This window comes from Pseudoflavonifractor sp. An85 (assembly GCF_002161235.1).
GTDB lineage: Bacteria > Bacillota > Clostridia > Oscillospirales > Oscillospiraceae > Enterenecus.
This window is the reverse complement of the sequence record NZ_NFHE01000002.1, coordinates 44,836-59,717: the sequence shown is the minus strand read 5'-3', so window position 1 is coordinate 59,717 and position 14,882 is coordinate 44,836. Positions and strand designations below refer to the sequence as shown.

16 protein-coding genes and 1 riboswitch are annotated in these 14,882 nt (G+C 50.9%); of the genes, 6 read left to right on the top strand and 10 right to left on the bottom strand.

Going from position 1 to position 14,882, the window contains the following annotated elements:
- Positions 1-136: 136 nt before the first annotated feature.
- The 3 genes from spoVAD (at position 137) to metK (ending at position 2,946) form a co-directional block, all read left to right on the top strand.
- On the top strand, positions 137-1,144 hold the full coding sequence (spoVAD, locus tag B5G37_RS01700) for a stage V sporulation protein AD (RefSeq protein WP_087253149.1): 1,008 nt from the start codon (positions 137-139) through the stop codon (positions 1,142-1,144).
- Positions 1,144-1,500, top strand: coding sequence for a stage V sporulation protein AE (spoVAE, locus tag B5G37_RS01695; RefSeq protein WP_087253147.1), 357 nt, complete (start codon positions 1,144-1,146; stop codon positions 1,498-1,500). The genes spoVAD and spoVAE overlap by 1 nt, the downstream gene beginning before the upstream one ends.
- Positions 1,501-1,567: 67 nt before the next feature.
- A riboswitch (SAM riboswitch) is annotated at positions 1,568-1,682 on the top strand.
- Positions 1,683-1,758: 76 nt separating this feature from the next.
- Complete coding sequence (gene metK / locus B5G37_RS01690) at positions 1,759-2,946, top strand: methionine adenosyltransferase (protein WP_087253144.1); 1,188 nt, start codon at positions 1,759-1,761, stop codon at positions 2,944-2,946.
- 63 nt (positions 2,947-3,009) lie between these two features.
- On the opposite strand, the gene B5G37_RS01685 is transcribed toward metK, so the two are convergent.
- The 6 genes from B5G37_RS01685 to B5G37_RS01660 form a co-directional block, all read right to left on the bottom strand.
- Positions 3,010-3,834 carry a hypothetical protein gene (locus tag B5G37_RS01685; protein WP_087253141.1) on the bottom strand — a complete coding sequence of 275 codons (825 nt, stop codon included), beginning with the start codon at positions 3,832-3,834 and terminating at the stop codon, positions 3,010-3,012.
- 101 nt (positions 3,835-3,935) lie between these two features.
- Positions 3,936-4,772, bottom strand: coding sequence for a nucleoside recognition domain-containing protein (locus B5G37_RS01680; RefSeq protein WP_087253139.1), 837 nt, complete (start codon positions 4,770-4,772; stop codon positions 3,936-3,938).
- A gap of 12 nt (positions 4,773-4,784) precedes the next feature.
- Positions 4,785-6,437 carry a recombinase family protein gene (locus B5G37_RS01675; RefSeq protein WP_087253137.1) on the bottom strand — a complete coding sequence of 551 codons (1,653 nt, stop codon included), beginning with the start codon at positions 6,435-6,437 and terminating at the stop codon, positions 4,785-4,787.
- A gap of 2 nt (positions 6,438-6,439) precedes the next feature.
- Positions 6,440-6,739 (bottom strand): hypothetical protein, encoded by a 300-nt coding sequence (locus B5G37_RS01670; protein ID WP_087253135.1) that lies wholly within the window; start codon positions 6,737-6,739, stop codon positions 6,440-6,442.
- 360 nt (positions 6,740-7,099) lie between these two features.
- On the bottom strand, positions 7,100-7,924 hold the full coding sequence (locus B5G37_RS01665) for a hypothetical protein (RefSeq protein ID WP_087253133.1): 825 nt from the start codon (positions 7,922-7,924) through the stop codon (positions 7,100-7,102).
- A gap of 1,534 nt (positions 7,925-9,458) precedes the next feature.
- Positions 9,459-9,695 (bottom strand): hypothetical protein, encoded by a 237-nt coding sequence (locus B5G37_RS01660; protein WP_087253131.1) that lies wholly within the window; start codon positions 9,693-9,695, stop codon positions 9,459-9,461.
- A 298-nt stretch (positions 9,696-9,993) separates the two neighbouring features.
- Here B5G37_RS01660 and B5G37_RS01655 point away from each other — a divergent pair, with 298 nt between their 5' ends.
- Both B5G37_RS01655 and B5G37_RS01650 read left to right on the top strand, forming a co-directional pair.
- Entirely contained in the window at positions 9,994-10,272 is a 279-nt protein-coding gene (locus B5G37_RS01655) for a hypothetical protein (RefSeq protein WP_143482851.1), read from the top strand.
- Between the two features lie 140 nt (positions 10,273-10,412).
- Positions 10,413-11,072 carry a SprT-like family protein gene (locus B5G37_RS01650; RefSeq protein ID WP_143482850.1) on the top strand — a complete coding sequence of 220 codons (660 nt, stop codon included), beginning with the start codon at positions 10,413-10,415 and terminating at the stop codon, positions 11,070-11,072.
- Between the two features lie 366 nt (positions 11,073-11,438).
- Here B5G37_RS01650 and B5G37_RS01640 read toward each other — a convergent pair whose 3' ends face one another.
- The gene (locus B5G37_RS01640) at positions 11,439-12,125 is read right to left on the bottom strand and encodes a recombinase family protein (protein ID WP_343229676.1); all 687 of its coding nucleotides are present in this window, start codon (positions 12,123-12,125) and stop codon (positions 11,439-11,441) included.
- Between the two features lie 84 nt (positions 12,126-12,209).
- Positions 12,210-12,854: an Ig-like domain-containing protein gene (locus B5G37_RS01635; RefSeq protein ID WP_087253123.1), complete on the bottom strand. Its 645-nt coding sequence runs from the start codon at positions 12,852-12,854 to the stop codon at positions 12,210-12,212.
- A 98-nt stretch (positions 12,855-12,952) separates the two neighbouring features.
- Here B5G37_RS01635 and B5G37_RS01630 point away from each other — a divergent pair, with 98 nt between their 5' ends.
- Positions 12,953-13,132, top strand: a complete 180-nt coding sequence (locus B5G37_RS01630) for a hypothetical protein (RefSeq protein ID WP_087253121.1) — start codon at positions 12,953-12,955, stop codon at positions 13,130-13,132.
- 45 nt (positions 13,133-13,177) lie between these two features.
- Here the strand turns inward: B5G37_RS01630 and B5G37_RS01625 are convergent, their stop codons facing one another.
- Both B5G37_RS01625 and B5G37_RS01620 read right to left on the bottom strand, forming a co-directional pair.
- Positions 13,178-13,636 carry a hypothetical protein gene (locus tag B5G37_RS01625; protein WP_087253119.1) on the bottom strand — a complete coding sequence of 153 codons (459 nt, stop codon included), beginning with the start codon at positions 13,634-13,636 and terminating at the stop codon, positions 13,178-13,180.
- 190 nt (positions 13,637-13,826) lie between these two features.
- Positions 13,827-14,879, bottom strand: coding sequence for a FeoB small GTPase domain-containing protein (locus B5G37_RS01620; protein ID WP_087253117.1), 1,053 nt, complete (start codon positions 14,877-14,879; stop codon positions 13,827-13,829).
- Positions 14,880-14,882: the final 3 nt, after the last annotated feature.

The window sequence follows — 14,882 nt, the reverse complement described above, 5'->3', positions numbered from 1 at the left end:
GGTATCTCATTAAAAATTTACTAGACTGCATTATACCACTCCTTTGTGAATTTTTCTAGGGTTCCACCCATTTCGTGATAATTTCCTCCCAATGGTGCAAACTAGAAACACTACATTTGGCAAAGGAGCTCCGTCTATGAACCCCAAATCACAAACCCATCTCTTCTCCCACCCCCCCGTTGTGGTGGGCTATGGCAGTGCAGGGGGCCGCAAAGAGCAGGAAGGCCCTCTGGGCCGCTTTTTTGACCACACCTGTCAGGACGACACCTTCCAGCAGTCCAGCTGGGAGATGGCCGAGACCACCATGCAACAGTTGGCACTGGACACTGCCCTAAAGCGTGCCAACCTCCAAACCCAACAGTTGGATTTTCTCCTGGCGGGGGATCTGCTCAACCAGTGCATCAGCTCCGCCTTTGCCGCCCGATGGGCGGGGGCGCCCTACCTGGGTCTATACGGCGCCTGTTCCACCATGGGGGAGAGTTTGGCAGTGGCCTCCCTGCTCCTCTCCGGCGGCTGGGGAGAGTACGCCGCCGCCATGACCTCCTCTCACTTCTGCTCCGCCGAGCGGCAATACCGCACCCCCTTGGAGTACGGCTGTCAGCGGCCTCCCACCGCCCAGTGGACCGCCACCGCCGCCGGAGCTGTGGTGCTGGCCTCCCAAGGCAAGGGACCAAAAATCACCGGGGTGACCTTGGGCAAGGTGATGGACAAGGGCATCAAAGACCCCGCCAACATGGGGGCTGCCATGGCCCCGGCGGCCTATGACACCCTGCGGGCCCACTTCTCTGACACCGGGCGTTCCCCCAGCGACTACGACCTCATTCTCACCGGAGACCTGGGCCAGCTGGGCTGGGAGATCGTCTCCGACTTCTTCTCCCGGGACGGCACCCCCCTGTCCAACTACAACGACTGTGGGCTGTTGCTGTTCCACCGGGAAGCCCAGGACGTCCACAGCGGCGGCTCCGGTTGTGGATGCAGCGCGGCCGTGCTCACCACCCTAGTCCTCCCCGGCCTGATCTCGGGACAGTGGAAACGGGTGCTCTTTTGCCCCACCGGGGCGCTGCTCTCCCCGGTGTCCACCATGCAAGGTGAGTCCATTCCCGGCATCTGCCATGCCATTGTGCTGGAAGGAGGTACAACCTGATGGAATACTTCAACGCCTTTTTGCTGGGTGGCATTCTGTGCGTCATCGGCCAGGTGTTGCTGGACAAAACCAGCCTCACCCCCGCCCGGATTTTGGTGTTTTATGTGGTTACTGGGGTCATTCTCAGTGGTCTGGGTCTGTATCAGCCCTTGGTGGACTGGGCGGGGGCTGGCGCCACCGTCCCCCTCACCGGCTTTGGCCACACCCTGGCCCAGGGGGTGCGCAAGGCAGTGGAAGAGGATGGCTGGTTGGGGGTGCTCACCGGCGGGCTCACCGCCACCGCTGGTGGTATTGCCCTGGCCATTACCCTGGGTCTTGTGGCATCCTTCCTGTTTCGACCCCGGCCCAAGAAATAATTTTCCACATTTCTGCCATTGACAGTGGGAACTTGCCCCGATATAATAGACACCGCAATTAAACATTGCCTTATCGAGAGTGGCGGAGGGATCGGCCCAATGAAGCCACGGCAACCTGCTCGTTGCGAGCAAGGTGCCAAATCCGGCGGAGACGAGTGGTACACTCGCGCGCAAGATGAGGACACGCTGTCTCCATCCGCCGGTTTGTCCGGCGGATTTTTTGTTGTGTATTTCACTGTTACGAAAGGAAGATTACTTATGGCAAGACGTTTCTTTACCTCGGAGTCTGTCACCGAGGGACACCCCGACAAGATCTGCGACCAGATTTCCGACGCCGTTCTGGACGCCATCCTCACCCAGGACCCCGTGGCCCGGGTGGCCTGCGAGACCACCGTCTCCACTGGTCTCATCCACATCATGGGCGAGATCACCACCTCCTGCTATGTGGACATCGCCAAGGTGGCCCGGGAAGTGGTACGGGACATCGGCTACGATCGCGCCAAGTACGGCTTTGACTGCGACACCTGCGGCGTGGTGCTCAACATCGACGAGCAGTCCCCCGACATCGCCATGGGCGTGGACAAGGCTCTGGAGGCCCGTGAGGGCGAAATGACCGACGAGCTGGACGGCGGCGCCGGCGACCAGGGCATGATGTTCGGCTACGCCTGCCGGGAGACCGAGGAGCTCATGCCCCTGGCCATCTCCCTGTCCCACAAGCTGGCCCAGCGCCTCACCGCCGTACGCAAGGACGGCACCCTGGACTACCTGCGGCCCGACGGCAAGTCCCAGGTCACCGTGGAGTATGACGAGAACCAGAACCCCGTGCGGGTGGACGCTGTAGTCATCTCCACCCAGCACAGCCCCGAGGTGTCTCTGGAGCAGATTCGCTCTGACATGGTGGAGCACGTCATCCGTCCCACTATCCCCGCCAACCTCATGGACGAGAACACCAAAATTTACGTCAACCCCACCGGCCGCTTTGTGGTGGGCGGCCCCCAGGGGGACTCCGGCCTCACCGGACGCAAGATCATCGTGGACACCTACGGCGGCTCCGCCCCCCACGGCGGCGGCGCCTTCTCCGGCAAAGACCCCACCAAGGTAGACCGTTCCGCCGCCTACGCCGCCCGCTGGGTGGCCAAGAACGTGGTGGCCGCCGGTCTGGCCGACCGCTGCCAGGTGCAGCTGGCCTACGCCATCGGCGTGGCCCATCCCGTGTCCGTGCTGGTGGACACCTTCGGCACCGGCACCGTGTCCGACGAGGTGCTGGAGCAGGCCGTGACCCAGGTCTTTGACCTGCGCCCCACCGCCATCATCAACCGCCTGGATCTGCGCCGTCCCATCTACCGCCAGACCGCCGCCTACGGCCACTTCGGCCGTCCCGAGCTGGATCTGCCCTGGGAGAAAACCGACATGACCCAGGCTCTGCTGGACGCCTGCAAGGGTTAACGAGATAGGAAATGGCCGAGGGCCGGAAGTGTGAACTTCCGGCCCTCGGCTGTTTTTTCTTCCTCATGGAAGCATAAATACCCCCACCAAGATGAGTATCGCAAGGATAATCATAAACCACTTCCAAAATCCAAACCAAATGCGTTGCCCCAATGAGGGTTTGGGCTCCCACCGCTCATCCCGGGCGGGTCTGGATTCCCCCGGTATGTCATACTTTTTGATGTAGTAGGCTTTCAGCAGCCCGGTAATGCCCACCTCCATGAATTGTCCCATCATGAAGGTCATAAGTACCATGGTCATGGGGGCTCCGGCTCTCCCCAGTCTTGGATAGATGAGCTTGGCAAACGCCACCCAAAACAAGATGAACAGGACCACAATGGCCAACAAAAGCCAGGATCCCCATTTCCGCTGCTCATAGGTGAACTCTTTTATTAGAAATCCATATTTATCGAACTTACGAGGGGTTAATTTCCCCCGATGCACACGCCACAAGGCCGGGCAGAAGTGGAGAAACGTACAAATCCCCCAGGCCACCAACACCCCCACATAATACCCCGGGCCCAGCCTGGCTATTTCCACATACACCAGTCCCACACAGGTGGTATAAAGGGAGAGCAGCACCGAACCCAGACCGCCAAACAAAGCGCCCTGGAAATGGCTCACCTGGGTCATCCGACGCCGCATCACCGTGGTAGCCAGCCAGTACAAGGGGATGAAAGCCGTTAGAATGGAGGCCCAGACATAGCTGTGCCCAATCCGCCCCATAATTACCGAAATGTAGGCTAAAAATCCATACAAGTACAAGTGTCCCCGGAGATCATCCACGTTTCTAAACCAGAAGTTGTACTGCGTCACATAAAGTTCCACCTGTGTTCTCTCTGAATCCATGCCATATCCTCCTCACAGTATGGCCTCCATTGTACCCCATTTCTCCCTTCCGTGCAATCGCTCACCTTTAAGGGCCCGCCACACTGTGGCAGGCCCTTATTTCATACTCCCAACAGACTCCCCAAAGCATTGACCAGGATGCACAGCCCCACCCCCAGCAGGGTAGGCACCACCACCGCCACCAGGGTCCACTTGAGGCTCTTGCTCTCCCGGTAGATGGTCAAGCATGTGGTGGAACAGGGCCAGTGGAAGAGGGCGAAGAGAAGGGTACACACCGCCGTAGTCATGGTCCACCCCTGGGCCTCCAGCAGGGAGGCCACCCCGGTGAGCTGGTCCATATCCACCAGGCGCCCATGAGCCAGGTAGGCCATGAGCATCACCGGCATAACGATCTCATTGGCGGGCCAGCCCAGAAGGAAGGCGGTGAGAATCACCCCGTCCAGCCCCATGAGCTGCCCCAGGGGCTCCAGAAACCCGGTGATATGGGCCAGAATGGTAGCGTTCCCCACGGTAATGTTGGCCAGCAGCCAGATGACACCTCCGGCAGGAGCGGCCACCACCACCGCCCGGGCCAGCACAAACACCGTGCGGTCCAGCAGGGAGCGCACCACCACCTGCCCCACCCTGGGCCGCCGAAAGGGAGGCAGTTCCAGCGCAAAGGCGGAGGGTGTCCCTTTCAGCACCGTGGCGGTGAGCAGCCGGGTACAGCCCAAGGTAGCCGCCACACCCAGCAGCAGTACCCCCAGCAAAGCCGCCGCTCCCGTAAGGCTCCCCCCTTCTCCCACTAGAAACAGGGTGATGAGGGCCAACAGGGTGGGAAATTTTCCGTTGCAGGGCACCAGAGAGGCGGTGAGCATGGCAGCCAGCCGCTCCCGGGGGCTGTCGATGATGCGGCAGCCCGTCACCCCGCAGGCAGTGCAGCCTAAACTCATGCACATGGTCAGGGAAACTTAGGGTGTTGTTTCCTCTGTGTCTAAATTTCCAACAAATCTAAAGTATATTCTCACATTTTGCTCTTTATGTTTCTTTCCGTCTTCTCCAACAACAAATCTTCCCTGTTCCACTTCTATGCGCTCAATCAATTTCCTCAGCAGTGGCTTTGTCAACACCTTCACATCTGTTACCTCCTCCAAAAGCTGAAAGAACTTACGATATGATTCACTTTTTGTTGGAGCTTCCGCACTCTCTTCCAGACTGCTTTTGGACTTCTCCAGGCTCTCCAAGTCCATTGTGTATTCCTCAGACAACTTTGTATATACAGTCTTTGAAATTTCACCGCAGGAATACTGTTCATGTAGTTTCTTCAATGACTGAACAACCCTTGTCATGCGCTCTTCCAAACTTGCATAGGCCTGTTCTCTGCTGGCATACATGATTTGGCTGCGTTCGGCTTCTTCTCGTTCTAGCTCTTTGAGAATTTGGGCTTTTTCATCTTCGTTCAGCGCAACAAGTTTGCGTATCTCATGCAGCACCGCATTGTACAGCAGGTTGTAGTCGATGAAGTGATTACTACACTCTCTAGCTCCGTAGGATTTGTAGCCGTTGCAGCACAGATTGTAAATGCTTCCCTTCTTTTTGGACGGGGCCAAGGTCATGTTTTTCCCACAATCAGCGCATTTTGCAATGCCCGAAAACACACTTTCAAATCCTTTCGTTGGTGGATTACGTCTGGCAACGCTGCGACTGCGTACCATACGGAATGTTTCCTCCGTGATGATTGGCTCGTGCGTTCCCTCTACCACAATCCATTCACTCCGTGGAATCGGCTGTGATACCTTACTTTTGAACGAGAGTTTTCTTGTCTTTCCTTGCGCAGTTTTTCCTAAGTACACTTCATTTCTCAACATCTTGCAGATAATTTGGGATGTCCACTCTTTTCTCCGTGTGTAGTCCTCCACTCTCAGGTACGGCCTTTTCTTGCATCTGTACATAGCTGGTGTAGCTACTCCATTACTGTTTAAGTATTCTGCAATCTTTCCAGGACGTTGCCCCTCCGCAGCCATTTGGAATATGAGCTGAACTACGGGTGCAACCTCACGATCCACAACGAGTCGATTTTTATTCCCATGCTCCACATCTTTTTTGTACCCATATGGTGGAAAGCTGGCAATATACTCCCCTTGTTCCATCTTTGCTTGAAAGGAACTTTTGATCTTTGCACTCGTATCTCTTGCGTATAGTTCATGTACCACAGCCATCATGGTTGCGCTCATAGATACTCCGCTGGAAAGGTTGTAGGAATCATATCCATCAATGACAGATATATACCGCACCTTGCGTTCTGGAAAATACTCATCCAACAAACTAGTTATTACTGCACTGTTTCTTCCAAGTCTGGATAAGTCTTTTGTCATGACACAGTTGATTCTTCCTGCTTCAATGTCTGCTCTCATGCGCCGAAAGCCGGGACGATCAAAATTTGTTCCCGAATAGCCATCATCCACATATTCCTGTAAAACCACAAAACCATGTACTCTTGCGTACTCCTGCAATATGCTTCTCTGGTTTGTTATGCTGGAACTTTCTCCCGCTCCCTCATCATCCTTGGATAAGCGCAAATAAATAGCAGTACGAAATTCCCTGTTCTCTTGTTGTGTCCTCATCTTCACATCCCATTTCCCGAGGCCACAACAGTCGCTTTGCCAGTTTCATTGTACTGTGTAGGCGTGTCTTTCTCAACTTCAATTTCTGCGATATAGCGTTCCTGGACATACTGTTTGAGTATGTCTTTTATTGATTTATCTCCAAAATAACTACTCACCTGAATTATTTGGTCATCCATGCTGTATTGTGACGGGCTTACACTCTTGTCCATATCTGGATTCCCGTCCCCGTTATATGAGAATGAGCCAAAGTTTATGATTTCCACCACAGGCGACATGTTTCCTATAACAGTGCTTCTCATTGATACTCCTTTCAAAATAGCACTGTTACTCTCCCGCCTCCGACTAGGATTTGAAACACTGCACTACTTATCGGAACTTTTATGTCGTATGCAGTGTTTGATATGTCCAAAGTAACAATATGGGCTGTAATGTCCCGTTTTACAGCATTTCATCATAACAAGGTATATATTTCCGATATTTTGCCTCATTATGCTCTCTTTTTTTCAGCATTTTATCATAACAAGGCGTATATCTCTGGTCTTTTTGCATCACTTTGTTCTCTTTTTTTGTGCGTTTATTATTCATTTTGCACATATTCTATTATCACATTTTGTGCAATATGTCAATACGGTTACAAAAAAAGTTGTTACGTTTTCCCTTCACAGCTCATTTTGAATTGTGAACCTGTCAAACATATGTAGCGGCTCTTTTGCCAAACACTCTTGTGCCTGCATGGAAGTCAAAACATCATCCAGAAAGCAACTCTCACTTGTTTTTCTCCATCCTCTGCCTGTCCTCTGTCTCTGAACTACCTCTATTCCAGCATATCGTATGTTCCTATCAGCAATGTGGTTTAGCAATGCAAAGAAGTCGTATTCGTTATCGCAGTATAGATTTTGTACCAGTGTACTCTCTGGATTGCCTAATATGCACCCTTTCCCTTTTTGAAACAAAAAACGGTTTACCGCTGCAATCAGCACATCCATGTGTGTTGTCACCTGAAAACGCACACGATAGATTCCATCGACATAACACGGAACCACGATAAACGGCCTGCGAAACCTAGATACAATCCTCCCTTTTTGATTGTTTGCCTCTCTAGTCATCAGCGAAATATTATATTTGGTATTATTGCTCTCGTTTCCATCCGCATGATCTACAACAAGGTCTCTATCGATCTTGTGTTTTCGATATTCAAACATATCCTCCAAAAACGTATCTTCTTTGACAACTCCCATATAGCATGCCATTGCTACATCATACAACAGAAAATTTTCATCCCTCCCATTGTTATAAACTTTTACCCTAGACCTTCCATCTTTGCCACAGTATGGTTTCAAGATATTTGAACAAAGAACTCTATACAGGATTTCATCATAACTAAAATAGTCTTTCGTTCCACTCGCTTTAATCGTGTACTCTATCCTTCCCTCCCTTACATCAACAATTCTTGTTCTAGATTCATTTGGTTGTAATTCTGTCATTTTTGGCACTCCTTTCAGTTATACACATGAAAAATGAATGTTTTTGTTCATGCAAGCTATGTTACCACCTCCTGTCGACTGGTCTGGATAGACGTATAGGCTAGTCCCTCCTACCGACTGGATTGGGTAGACGCAGAAGACCAGTTCCTGTCACTGAGAAAGTCGGGTTTGTACCTTGAAAAGTTCATAATTTTAATCAAAAATTTTCCCGTGACACAGAGTGTGTACAGTATGTGTGAAGTAATAGCATGGAAAACCCATGACCCACAAGGGTTTTCTGGACATGGTCCTAAAAGAGAAAGAGAGATAAGAGATATATAACAATATAGTTATTAAACTAAGACAAGAGAGCTATGAAGACAACACGATAGTGCATATGAGCAATGGGGGACATGCCCCCGCGAAAATGTGTCCAAAATTCTTTTATAAACTAAAGATTCTCCTAAATAATGGTTATTACGGCCAGATATTGGACAATTTTCTTTATTGCAATCGTTAAAACTCACTTTCCAAGGGCGTAATATACGGATGTCCCCTCAGTTTCCCGTACAGATTATCAAAACACCTCCCACACAAGGGGATTTTCACCCGCTCCCCATCATAAATAGAGCCATAATTGACCTGGAGAGTTACGGTGGAGGCTATGGTATCCGGCCTGCCGCAACAAGCGCATATAAAATCTAAATTTGCTGTTATATCATCCTTCAAAAATCTTCACCTCCTTTCTCTTTTGGACAACTGCCCTTTCCTAACCGCTAACCTACCACCCCCCAATCTTTTGTCCTGGTATTTAATTTGGAGCCAACCTCCCAACATAACCGCAAGGGTGCAACCCCCTGGTCTGGGTGCTGGGGTCTGGTGTCCCAGATTATACCGCCAGGGAGTGACCCTCCACGTCCCTAACCGCAAAGTGGCTACCCCCGCCACCGCTTGGGGCTCCGCATACATAACCGCAAACCCACAGCCCCCATTACCCCCACCCGCAAACTGCGAACCCCACACCCATAACCACAAACCGGGGACCCTACTTTTAACCGTAAACTGACTACCCCCTCTATTACCGCAAACCTGCAACCCCCGTCCAAACCGTTGAGATATACCCCAACTTATTACCTGCCCTCCATGTCAAATAGGTTTCTATCACATACTCACATCGTACAAACTACGTCATGCCATCTATTTGGCTCTCAGAGCCTCTACACGGTCAATCTATGCACAGACGTACACAGGACACCAAAACACGTCAGAAACATCTCCAGCGGCCTCTCACAGGCCTTTACGGCCATTGTATATCTCCGTCACTGTCCATGCGCATCAAAACACCTTCTATTTCGCTCTCAGAGGCTCCACACGCATCACGAGCGTTATTCTGGTGAACTACACTCATAGTCCTCAAATCGTATTCTGTGGCCTCTCAGATGCTTTATAGTGTCCCCCAAAAAAGAAAAGCCACGATCACCGAGAAGGAATACCATCCCTCACCAGTGACCGCAGCTTATTTTTACAAGGCTGTAAATACGATGAACCGACAACCTCAATTTTTCTCTGGATTCTCAGCCGAAAAACCAAAACCACCCCCCACCTGTGCTTGCTCACGCTCCATCCGCTCTGCAATCGCTTTCTTTATATATGCATTGATTTTTTCCCCTGCCGCATTTGCCGCAGCTTGCAATTTTTCATAATCCGACTTTTGCATATCCAGCGGTACACGCTTAATCTTATTTTTTGCATATTCAATGTCATATTTGGCCTTTGCGCTTGTTTCTTTCATTGTATATCACCTCTGACCCAGTATACCACTTGCATCATACTGCGTACATAGTTATTTTCACCAATAACTACGTACGCATTTTGTTTTTTCTGTCAATTTACAAATCACTACGTACGTAGTATCATGTAATCACAGCAAGGGAACACCGGACGGGCCAAGGTAGTCACTCGAAAGCAATCGCAAGTAGATAAGAATGCAAGGCAAGAATGGTACAGGATGCACAGGAACCTGCAAATGGCAGTCACAGATGCAATGCCCACCATCGCCCGTTCACCCCAAGACAGAAAGGAAGATGTATATGTCAACAATGGAACTCACCTCTCGAATCACGGAACTGGAGGAGTTGGAGGAACTCATGGAAGAGCTGAAAGCAGAGATTGAAGGTATCAAAGATGAACTCAAACGCCACATGGACAGCATGGGCCTTGAAGAGTTGGCCGTAGGTACTCACATCATACGATACACAAGCGTACTAACCCCGCGTTTTGATACCACTGCCTTCAAAAAAGCTCTTCCCCAGGTCTACACGGCGTACATCAAGCAGACCCAGAGCAAACGCTTTTCCATCAGCAAATAAAAGAAGCCTGCTACCCCAACCGACCAAAGTTTAGATAGCAGACCTCTACACCACTCACCCAATCACGGGAGCGGGTGCCATTAGTATAACCGCCCGCTCCCATTGAATCAACTACAATTTTTTGAAAGGGAGCGTACACCATGCCGAAACAAGTAACTTCCATGTCCCGCCTCACCAACCAAATCGAGCGGATGTTCCGGGCAATCAACCACGACTTTTTTGATGATGAACTGGAGATGCCAACCATCACCGTTGTTCCCACTGCGAGGGCATATGCCCATGTCTCCGTGGAACCCATTTGGGAATGTGGAAAGGATGTAAAGCGCCGGGAGCTGAACATCTCTTCCAGCTATCTCAGCCGCCCTCTGGAGCTGATAGTATCCAGCCTCATCCATGAGAGCTGTCACCTTTTGAATCTGCAACATAACATCTTCGATACCTCCAGGGGTGGAACATATCATTCCAAGGTGTTCAGAGCAACCGCAGAGGCCCACGGCCTGATCTGTACCAGAACCGAAAAATATGGGTGGTCTGATACTTCCAGCGTCCTATCTGATAGGCTTCTGGACTGGGTTTTGCTCCACGATGAGTTTCGTGAAATCGAGCTGTGCCGCAACGTCCCCGGTTTATCCGCTATTCCAACCGGAAACCGTGCAGCAGAGGGTGGAACTCCTGTATCTGCTCCACGTCCCAACCACAACCACCGCTATGTTTGCCCCCGGTGCGGCAACATTGCAAGAAGCGGCAAGGCAATCAACCTGATCTGTGGTGATTGCATGGTAAAAATGGTGGAGGGGTAACACATGGGGCGTAGAACACTACGCCGCCTGTACATCCAGCAAAGAGCAATGGGGCTGTGTCTCCTAGCAATCAGCAGCCTCATGCTCTGGCTGGCCTCCAGCGGCACAACACCAGAACAAAGAGATGCTACAGCCCTCCTATTTACCATACCGCTAGGGTTGTACCTGCTGACCACAAAACATCATGTCATACTTTGAAAGGGTGTAACTTATGGGAAAATTGTTAAAAGCGTTACTTTTGGCTTGTCTTCTGGGAATTTCTCCTCTTCTGGCTCTCCTTGGGTTGATCTTTCTAAAGCTGGGCGACATATAAAGGCAAATGGTGGGGTGTAATGGCCCCACCATTGTTTTTTTGAAATTTATCCTTCAACTTTGTGTCAACTTGTAGAACGTGCTTTTCTTCATGCCTGTTTGCCGCATGGCCTCCACCGCTGTGATCTCTCCGGCCCTCCACCGCTCTATGACAGTATTCCAGTTGTCCGGTTTCTGTGCTGGGGGCCTACCGAACCGCTTCCCCTTCTCCCTCGCTGCCACAATTCCCTCCGCTTGTCTCTGGCGAATCGTCTCCCGCTCCTGCTGGGCAATGGAGGCAAGTACTTCCACCAAAATGTTGTTTATCATATCCAGCACCCATTCCTGCCCTGTTGGGTAGTCTATGAGCGTTGTGGGCAAATCCAGAACCTTTAACCGTATGCCGTTCTCTTTGAAATGCTGCAACTCCAGCTTAATATCATTCTTGTTTCGGCTCAGTCTATCCAATGACTTTACAACAAGGGTATCTCCACGGCGTAGCATGGCATTTTTCAACGCCTGGTAGCCCGACCTCTGCAAATCCTTCCCACTTTCCTTGTCGGTGATAATGTCCCGGTCTGATGCCCCCATGGCCTTAAACGCCGCAATCTGCCGATCTAGATTCTGCGACTGGCTTGAAACTCTGGCATAGTAGTATGTACGGCTCTCCATAAAAGAAACACGCCCCTTTCCTGTCTCTGATACCAGAATAACAGGTGGGGCGTATTTCGCACACTTCAATTCTCCGTAAATACCCTTCAATTTTCGGACATATCCAGAAAAACAAATAGGAACATTATAGCCACTTTACTAAACCATATTTCTGCCGTCCATAATTGTAGAGCATTATGCACCCTGTGTGTACTCAGCAATGGCTTCGTTAATCAAATCATAGTTATAATCTTCATTGCCCGGCATCTCTACATGGTTGAATATTGGCTCCTCAATTGTGCCATCCGGCTTCAAATCATAATCTTGTTCTGAATACCCACCCATTTGATTGTGCGCCCGCACTGTAATATTCCATGTTCCATTGGCAGACAGATATGCATACACAATAGAGACTGAACTTGGGTCATAAAATACATTGATATTTGCCAGCAATGCATCAACTAACTCTTGCTCCTTGTCGTCCAGTCGTTCATACGCAGATTTTTCCTTTACGGTCACAGCACATGTAGCAAAAACATCATCCCCACAAGAAGCAATGATATTTGTCTCTCCCACCGCTACACCTGTAACAACCCCAGAATCATCAACTATGGCAATCGTCTCATCTGTGGACTTCCATTCTACCGTCTGTTTCTCGCTGTTTTCCGGCATAAGTACATATGTAATTTCTACGGATTCCTCAACTGAAACTTCCACCGCATTGGTTGACAAAACAATGGAGAGATTGTTTTCATCCTTTTTCTCAGAACCAGTAGCACATCCACACGTTCCAACAATAAACAATACTGCCAGAATACCAGCTAATCCTTTTTGTCTCATTCTTACACCCCTATATATTCTATTTTCAATATCTAATTTTGAATATATTCCATATTATCAGAATAGACTACAATAATCAACATAAGGCGGTGAAATAATTGGAAAAATTTATAGCACGCAAACCAGAGAAAGAAGTTATCTCTCTTCGCATTCCCACAAATATCCTCCAGATTGTTGACGCTAAAGCCGCCGCCATTGAAATCAGTAGAAACGAGTTAATCAATCAAATGATCTCTTATGCACTGGCAAACATGGAAGATTCCCCAACGGATAAGTAAAGCCGCCCTGTCATAGTACAAGGCGGCTATTTTTGTATTGTTGCTCTACACGCCCATTCTAGCGATAGTTTTCCATATGCCATCCTCTGTGATAGCCATATCTCTCGACAACTTTGTAATGTCTCCATCAGCCTCTAGCATAGTCAACACGGCGGCTTGTCTGACGGTGGTATTCTCGTTATGCTCCAGGCACAACCGTGTCAGTCTCTGGCTGGTGTACTCAATTTCACGCCCCAGTGTACCATCGTCGTTGCGGTTATAAAGTTGAACTCTCTTTGTAGTGCTGGCCTCAAAGACAATATATCCCGGCTCTATTGGGTGTATCATGTCCCCTGTGAGCCTCTTTACATACTCCACACTCACCATGTGCATTCCTGTGTCCCTATCCAGATAGGGAAAGCAGATGATATGCGGATTGTCTTCACTGGCAATAACCGCCCTCTGGTCAAATGTGTGTTCCTCAACAGAACCATTGTTTTTAGTCAGCTTCAACGTATAGACCATATTCAACCCCTCTTTTTCAATCCTAGCGCAGAGTTAGGGCGGCTTTCGCCGCCCTTCTCTATGTTTTTTGGTTTTTGCCCATTCGTCCTTTCACTACTACTATATATACGCCTATGTAGTTTGTACACTTCAAAACCATAACGATTCAATTTTACGAGCTATGTTCACCATACCAATGTTTTGAATACAGTCAACACAACACGCACAAATGGCAAAGCGGCTGTTGTGGCCATGTAATTATGTACACCCTAAATATCCCCATGCACATAGTCAGGGCCTGTTTCCCACAGGCCCGAGCCTTTTGAAAGGCGTGGTCCAGCACAAAAGCCACCCGGGGCAGGTAGCCCAAATCCTCCAACAGGGTGAACAGGGGGAAGAAAATGGCCATGGGTGGCAGCATCACCGACACCACCCAGGTAGTGACCCCATACACCCCGTCCAGCAAGAAGGCCTTCAAGTGGGGATTCCAGTCCTGCATCCACACACGCAGCTGTTCCCCCAACCAGTCAAAGCCCTGGGAAAGCAGCGCCGAGGGCAGGTTTGCCCCCGCCACCGTCAGCCACATCACTCCAGCCAGCAGCACCAGCATCAGGGGGATGGCGGTACCCCGGCTGGTCAGCCACTTGTTCCACTTCTCCTGGCGGCGGGCCTGGGGGGTGGGCGCGGAGGCCACCGCCTGCTGAGCGTAGTTCTGGGCGGTGTGTACCCGCTCCATGGGCGGGATGGCGGGGCGGGCCTTTCCCGTCAGCTCACCCTGGACCAGAGCCGCCATGCGCTCTTTCAGTGTCTCCATGCCTACTCCCGGACCGGCGGAAACGCCCACCACCGGCACCCCCAGGTTTTGCTCCAGAGCATTCAAATCCACCCGCACCCCCAGCCGTGCCGCCTCGTCCATGAGGTTGACACACACCAGCACATGTCCTGTCACCTCCAGCACTTGGAGGGCTAAAATGAGGTTGCGCTCCAGACAGGTGGCGTCGCACACCACCACCACACCCTGGGCCTCACCGTGAAGCAGATAATCCAGGGCAATGTCCTCCTCCGGCGAGGAGGTTTGCAGGGAGTAGGTGCCGGGTAAATCTACCACTTCCACCGTCTCCCCCTGCCACGTAAAGGCCCCCTTGGCCACATCCACCGTCTTGCCCGCCCAGTTGCCGGTGTGCTGATGCAGGCCGGTGAGGGCGTTGAACACGGTGGACTTGCCCACATTGGGGTTGCCCACCAGGGCCACACACAGGCCCATGGT

Bases quoted from the DNA above. Each gene is read 5' to 3' on its own strand.
- B5G37_RS01650 (WP_143482850.1), top strand. From the start codon at position 10,413: ATGCCGAAACAAGTAACTTCCATGTCCCGCCTCACCAACCAAATCGAG.
- B5G37_RS01660 (WP_087253131.1), bottom strand. From the start codon at position 9,695: ATGAAAGAAACAAGCGCAAAGGCCAAATATGACATTGAATATGCAAAA.
- B5G37_RS01635 (WP_087253123.1), bottom strand. From the start codon at position 12,854: ATGAGACAAAAAGGATTAGCTGGTATTCTGGCAGTATTGTTTATTGTT.
- B5G37_RS01680 (WP_087253139.1), bottom strand. From the start codon at position 4,772: ATGTGCATGAGTTTAGGCTGCACTGCCTGCGGGGTGACGGGCTGCCGC.
- B5G37_RS01675 (WP_087253137.1), bottom strand. From the start codon at position 6,437: ATGAGGACACAACAAGAGAACAGGGAATTTCGTACTGCTATTTATTTG.
- spoVAE (WP_087253147.1), top strand. From the start codon at position 1,144: ATGGAATACTTCAACGCCTTTTTGCTGGGTGGCATTCTGTGCGTCATC.
- B5G37_RS01670 (WP_087253135.1), bottom strand. From the start codon at position 6,739: ATGAGAAGCACTGTTATAGGAAACATGTCGCCTGTGGTGGAAATCATA.
- spoVAD (WP_087253149.1), top strand. From the start codon at position 137: ATGAACCCCAAATCACAAACCCATCTCTTCTCCCACCCCCCCGTTGTG.
- B5G37_RS01625 (WP_087253119.1), bottom strand. From the start codon at position 13,636: ATGGTCTATACGTTGAAGCTGACTAAAAACAATGGTTCTGTTGAGGAA.
- B5G37_RS01665 (WP_087253133.1), bottom strand. From the start codon at position 7,924: ATGACAGAATTACAACCAAATGAATCTAGAACAAGAATTGTTGATGTA.
- B5G37_RS01685 (WP_087253141.1), bottom strand. From the start codon at position 3,834: ATGGATTCAGAGAGAACACAGGTGGAACTTTATGTGACGCAGTACAAC.
- metK (WP_087253144.1), top strand. From the start codon at position 1,759: ATGGCAAGACGTTTCTTTACCTCGGAGTCTGTCACCGAGGGACACCCC.
- B5G37_RS01620 (WP_087253117.1), bottom strand. From the start codon at position 14,879: ATGGGCCTGTGTGTGGCCCTGGTGGGCAACCCCAATGTGGGCAAGTCC.
- B5G37_RS01655 (WP_143482851.1), top strand. From the start codon at position 9,994: ATGTCAACAATGGAACTCACCTCTCGAATCACGGAACTGGAGGAGTTG.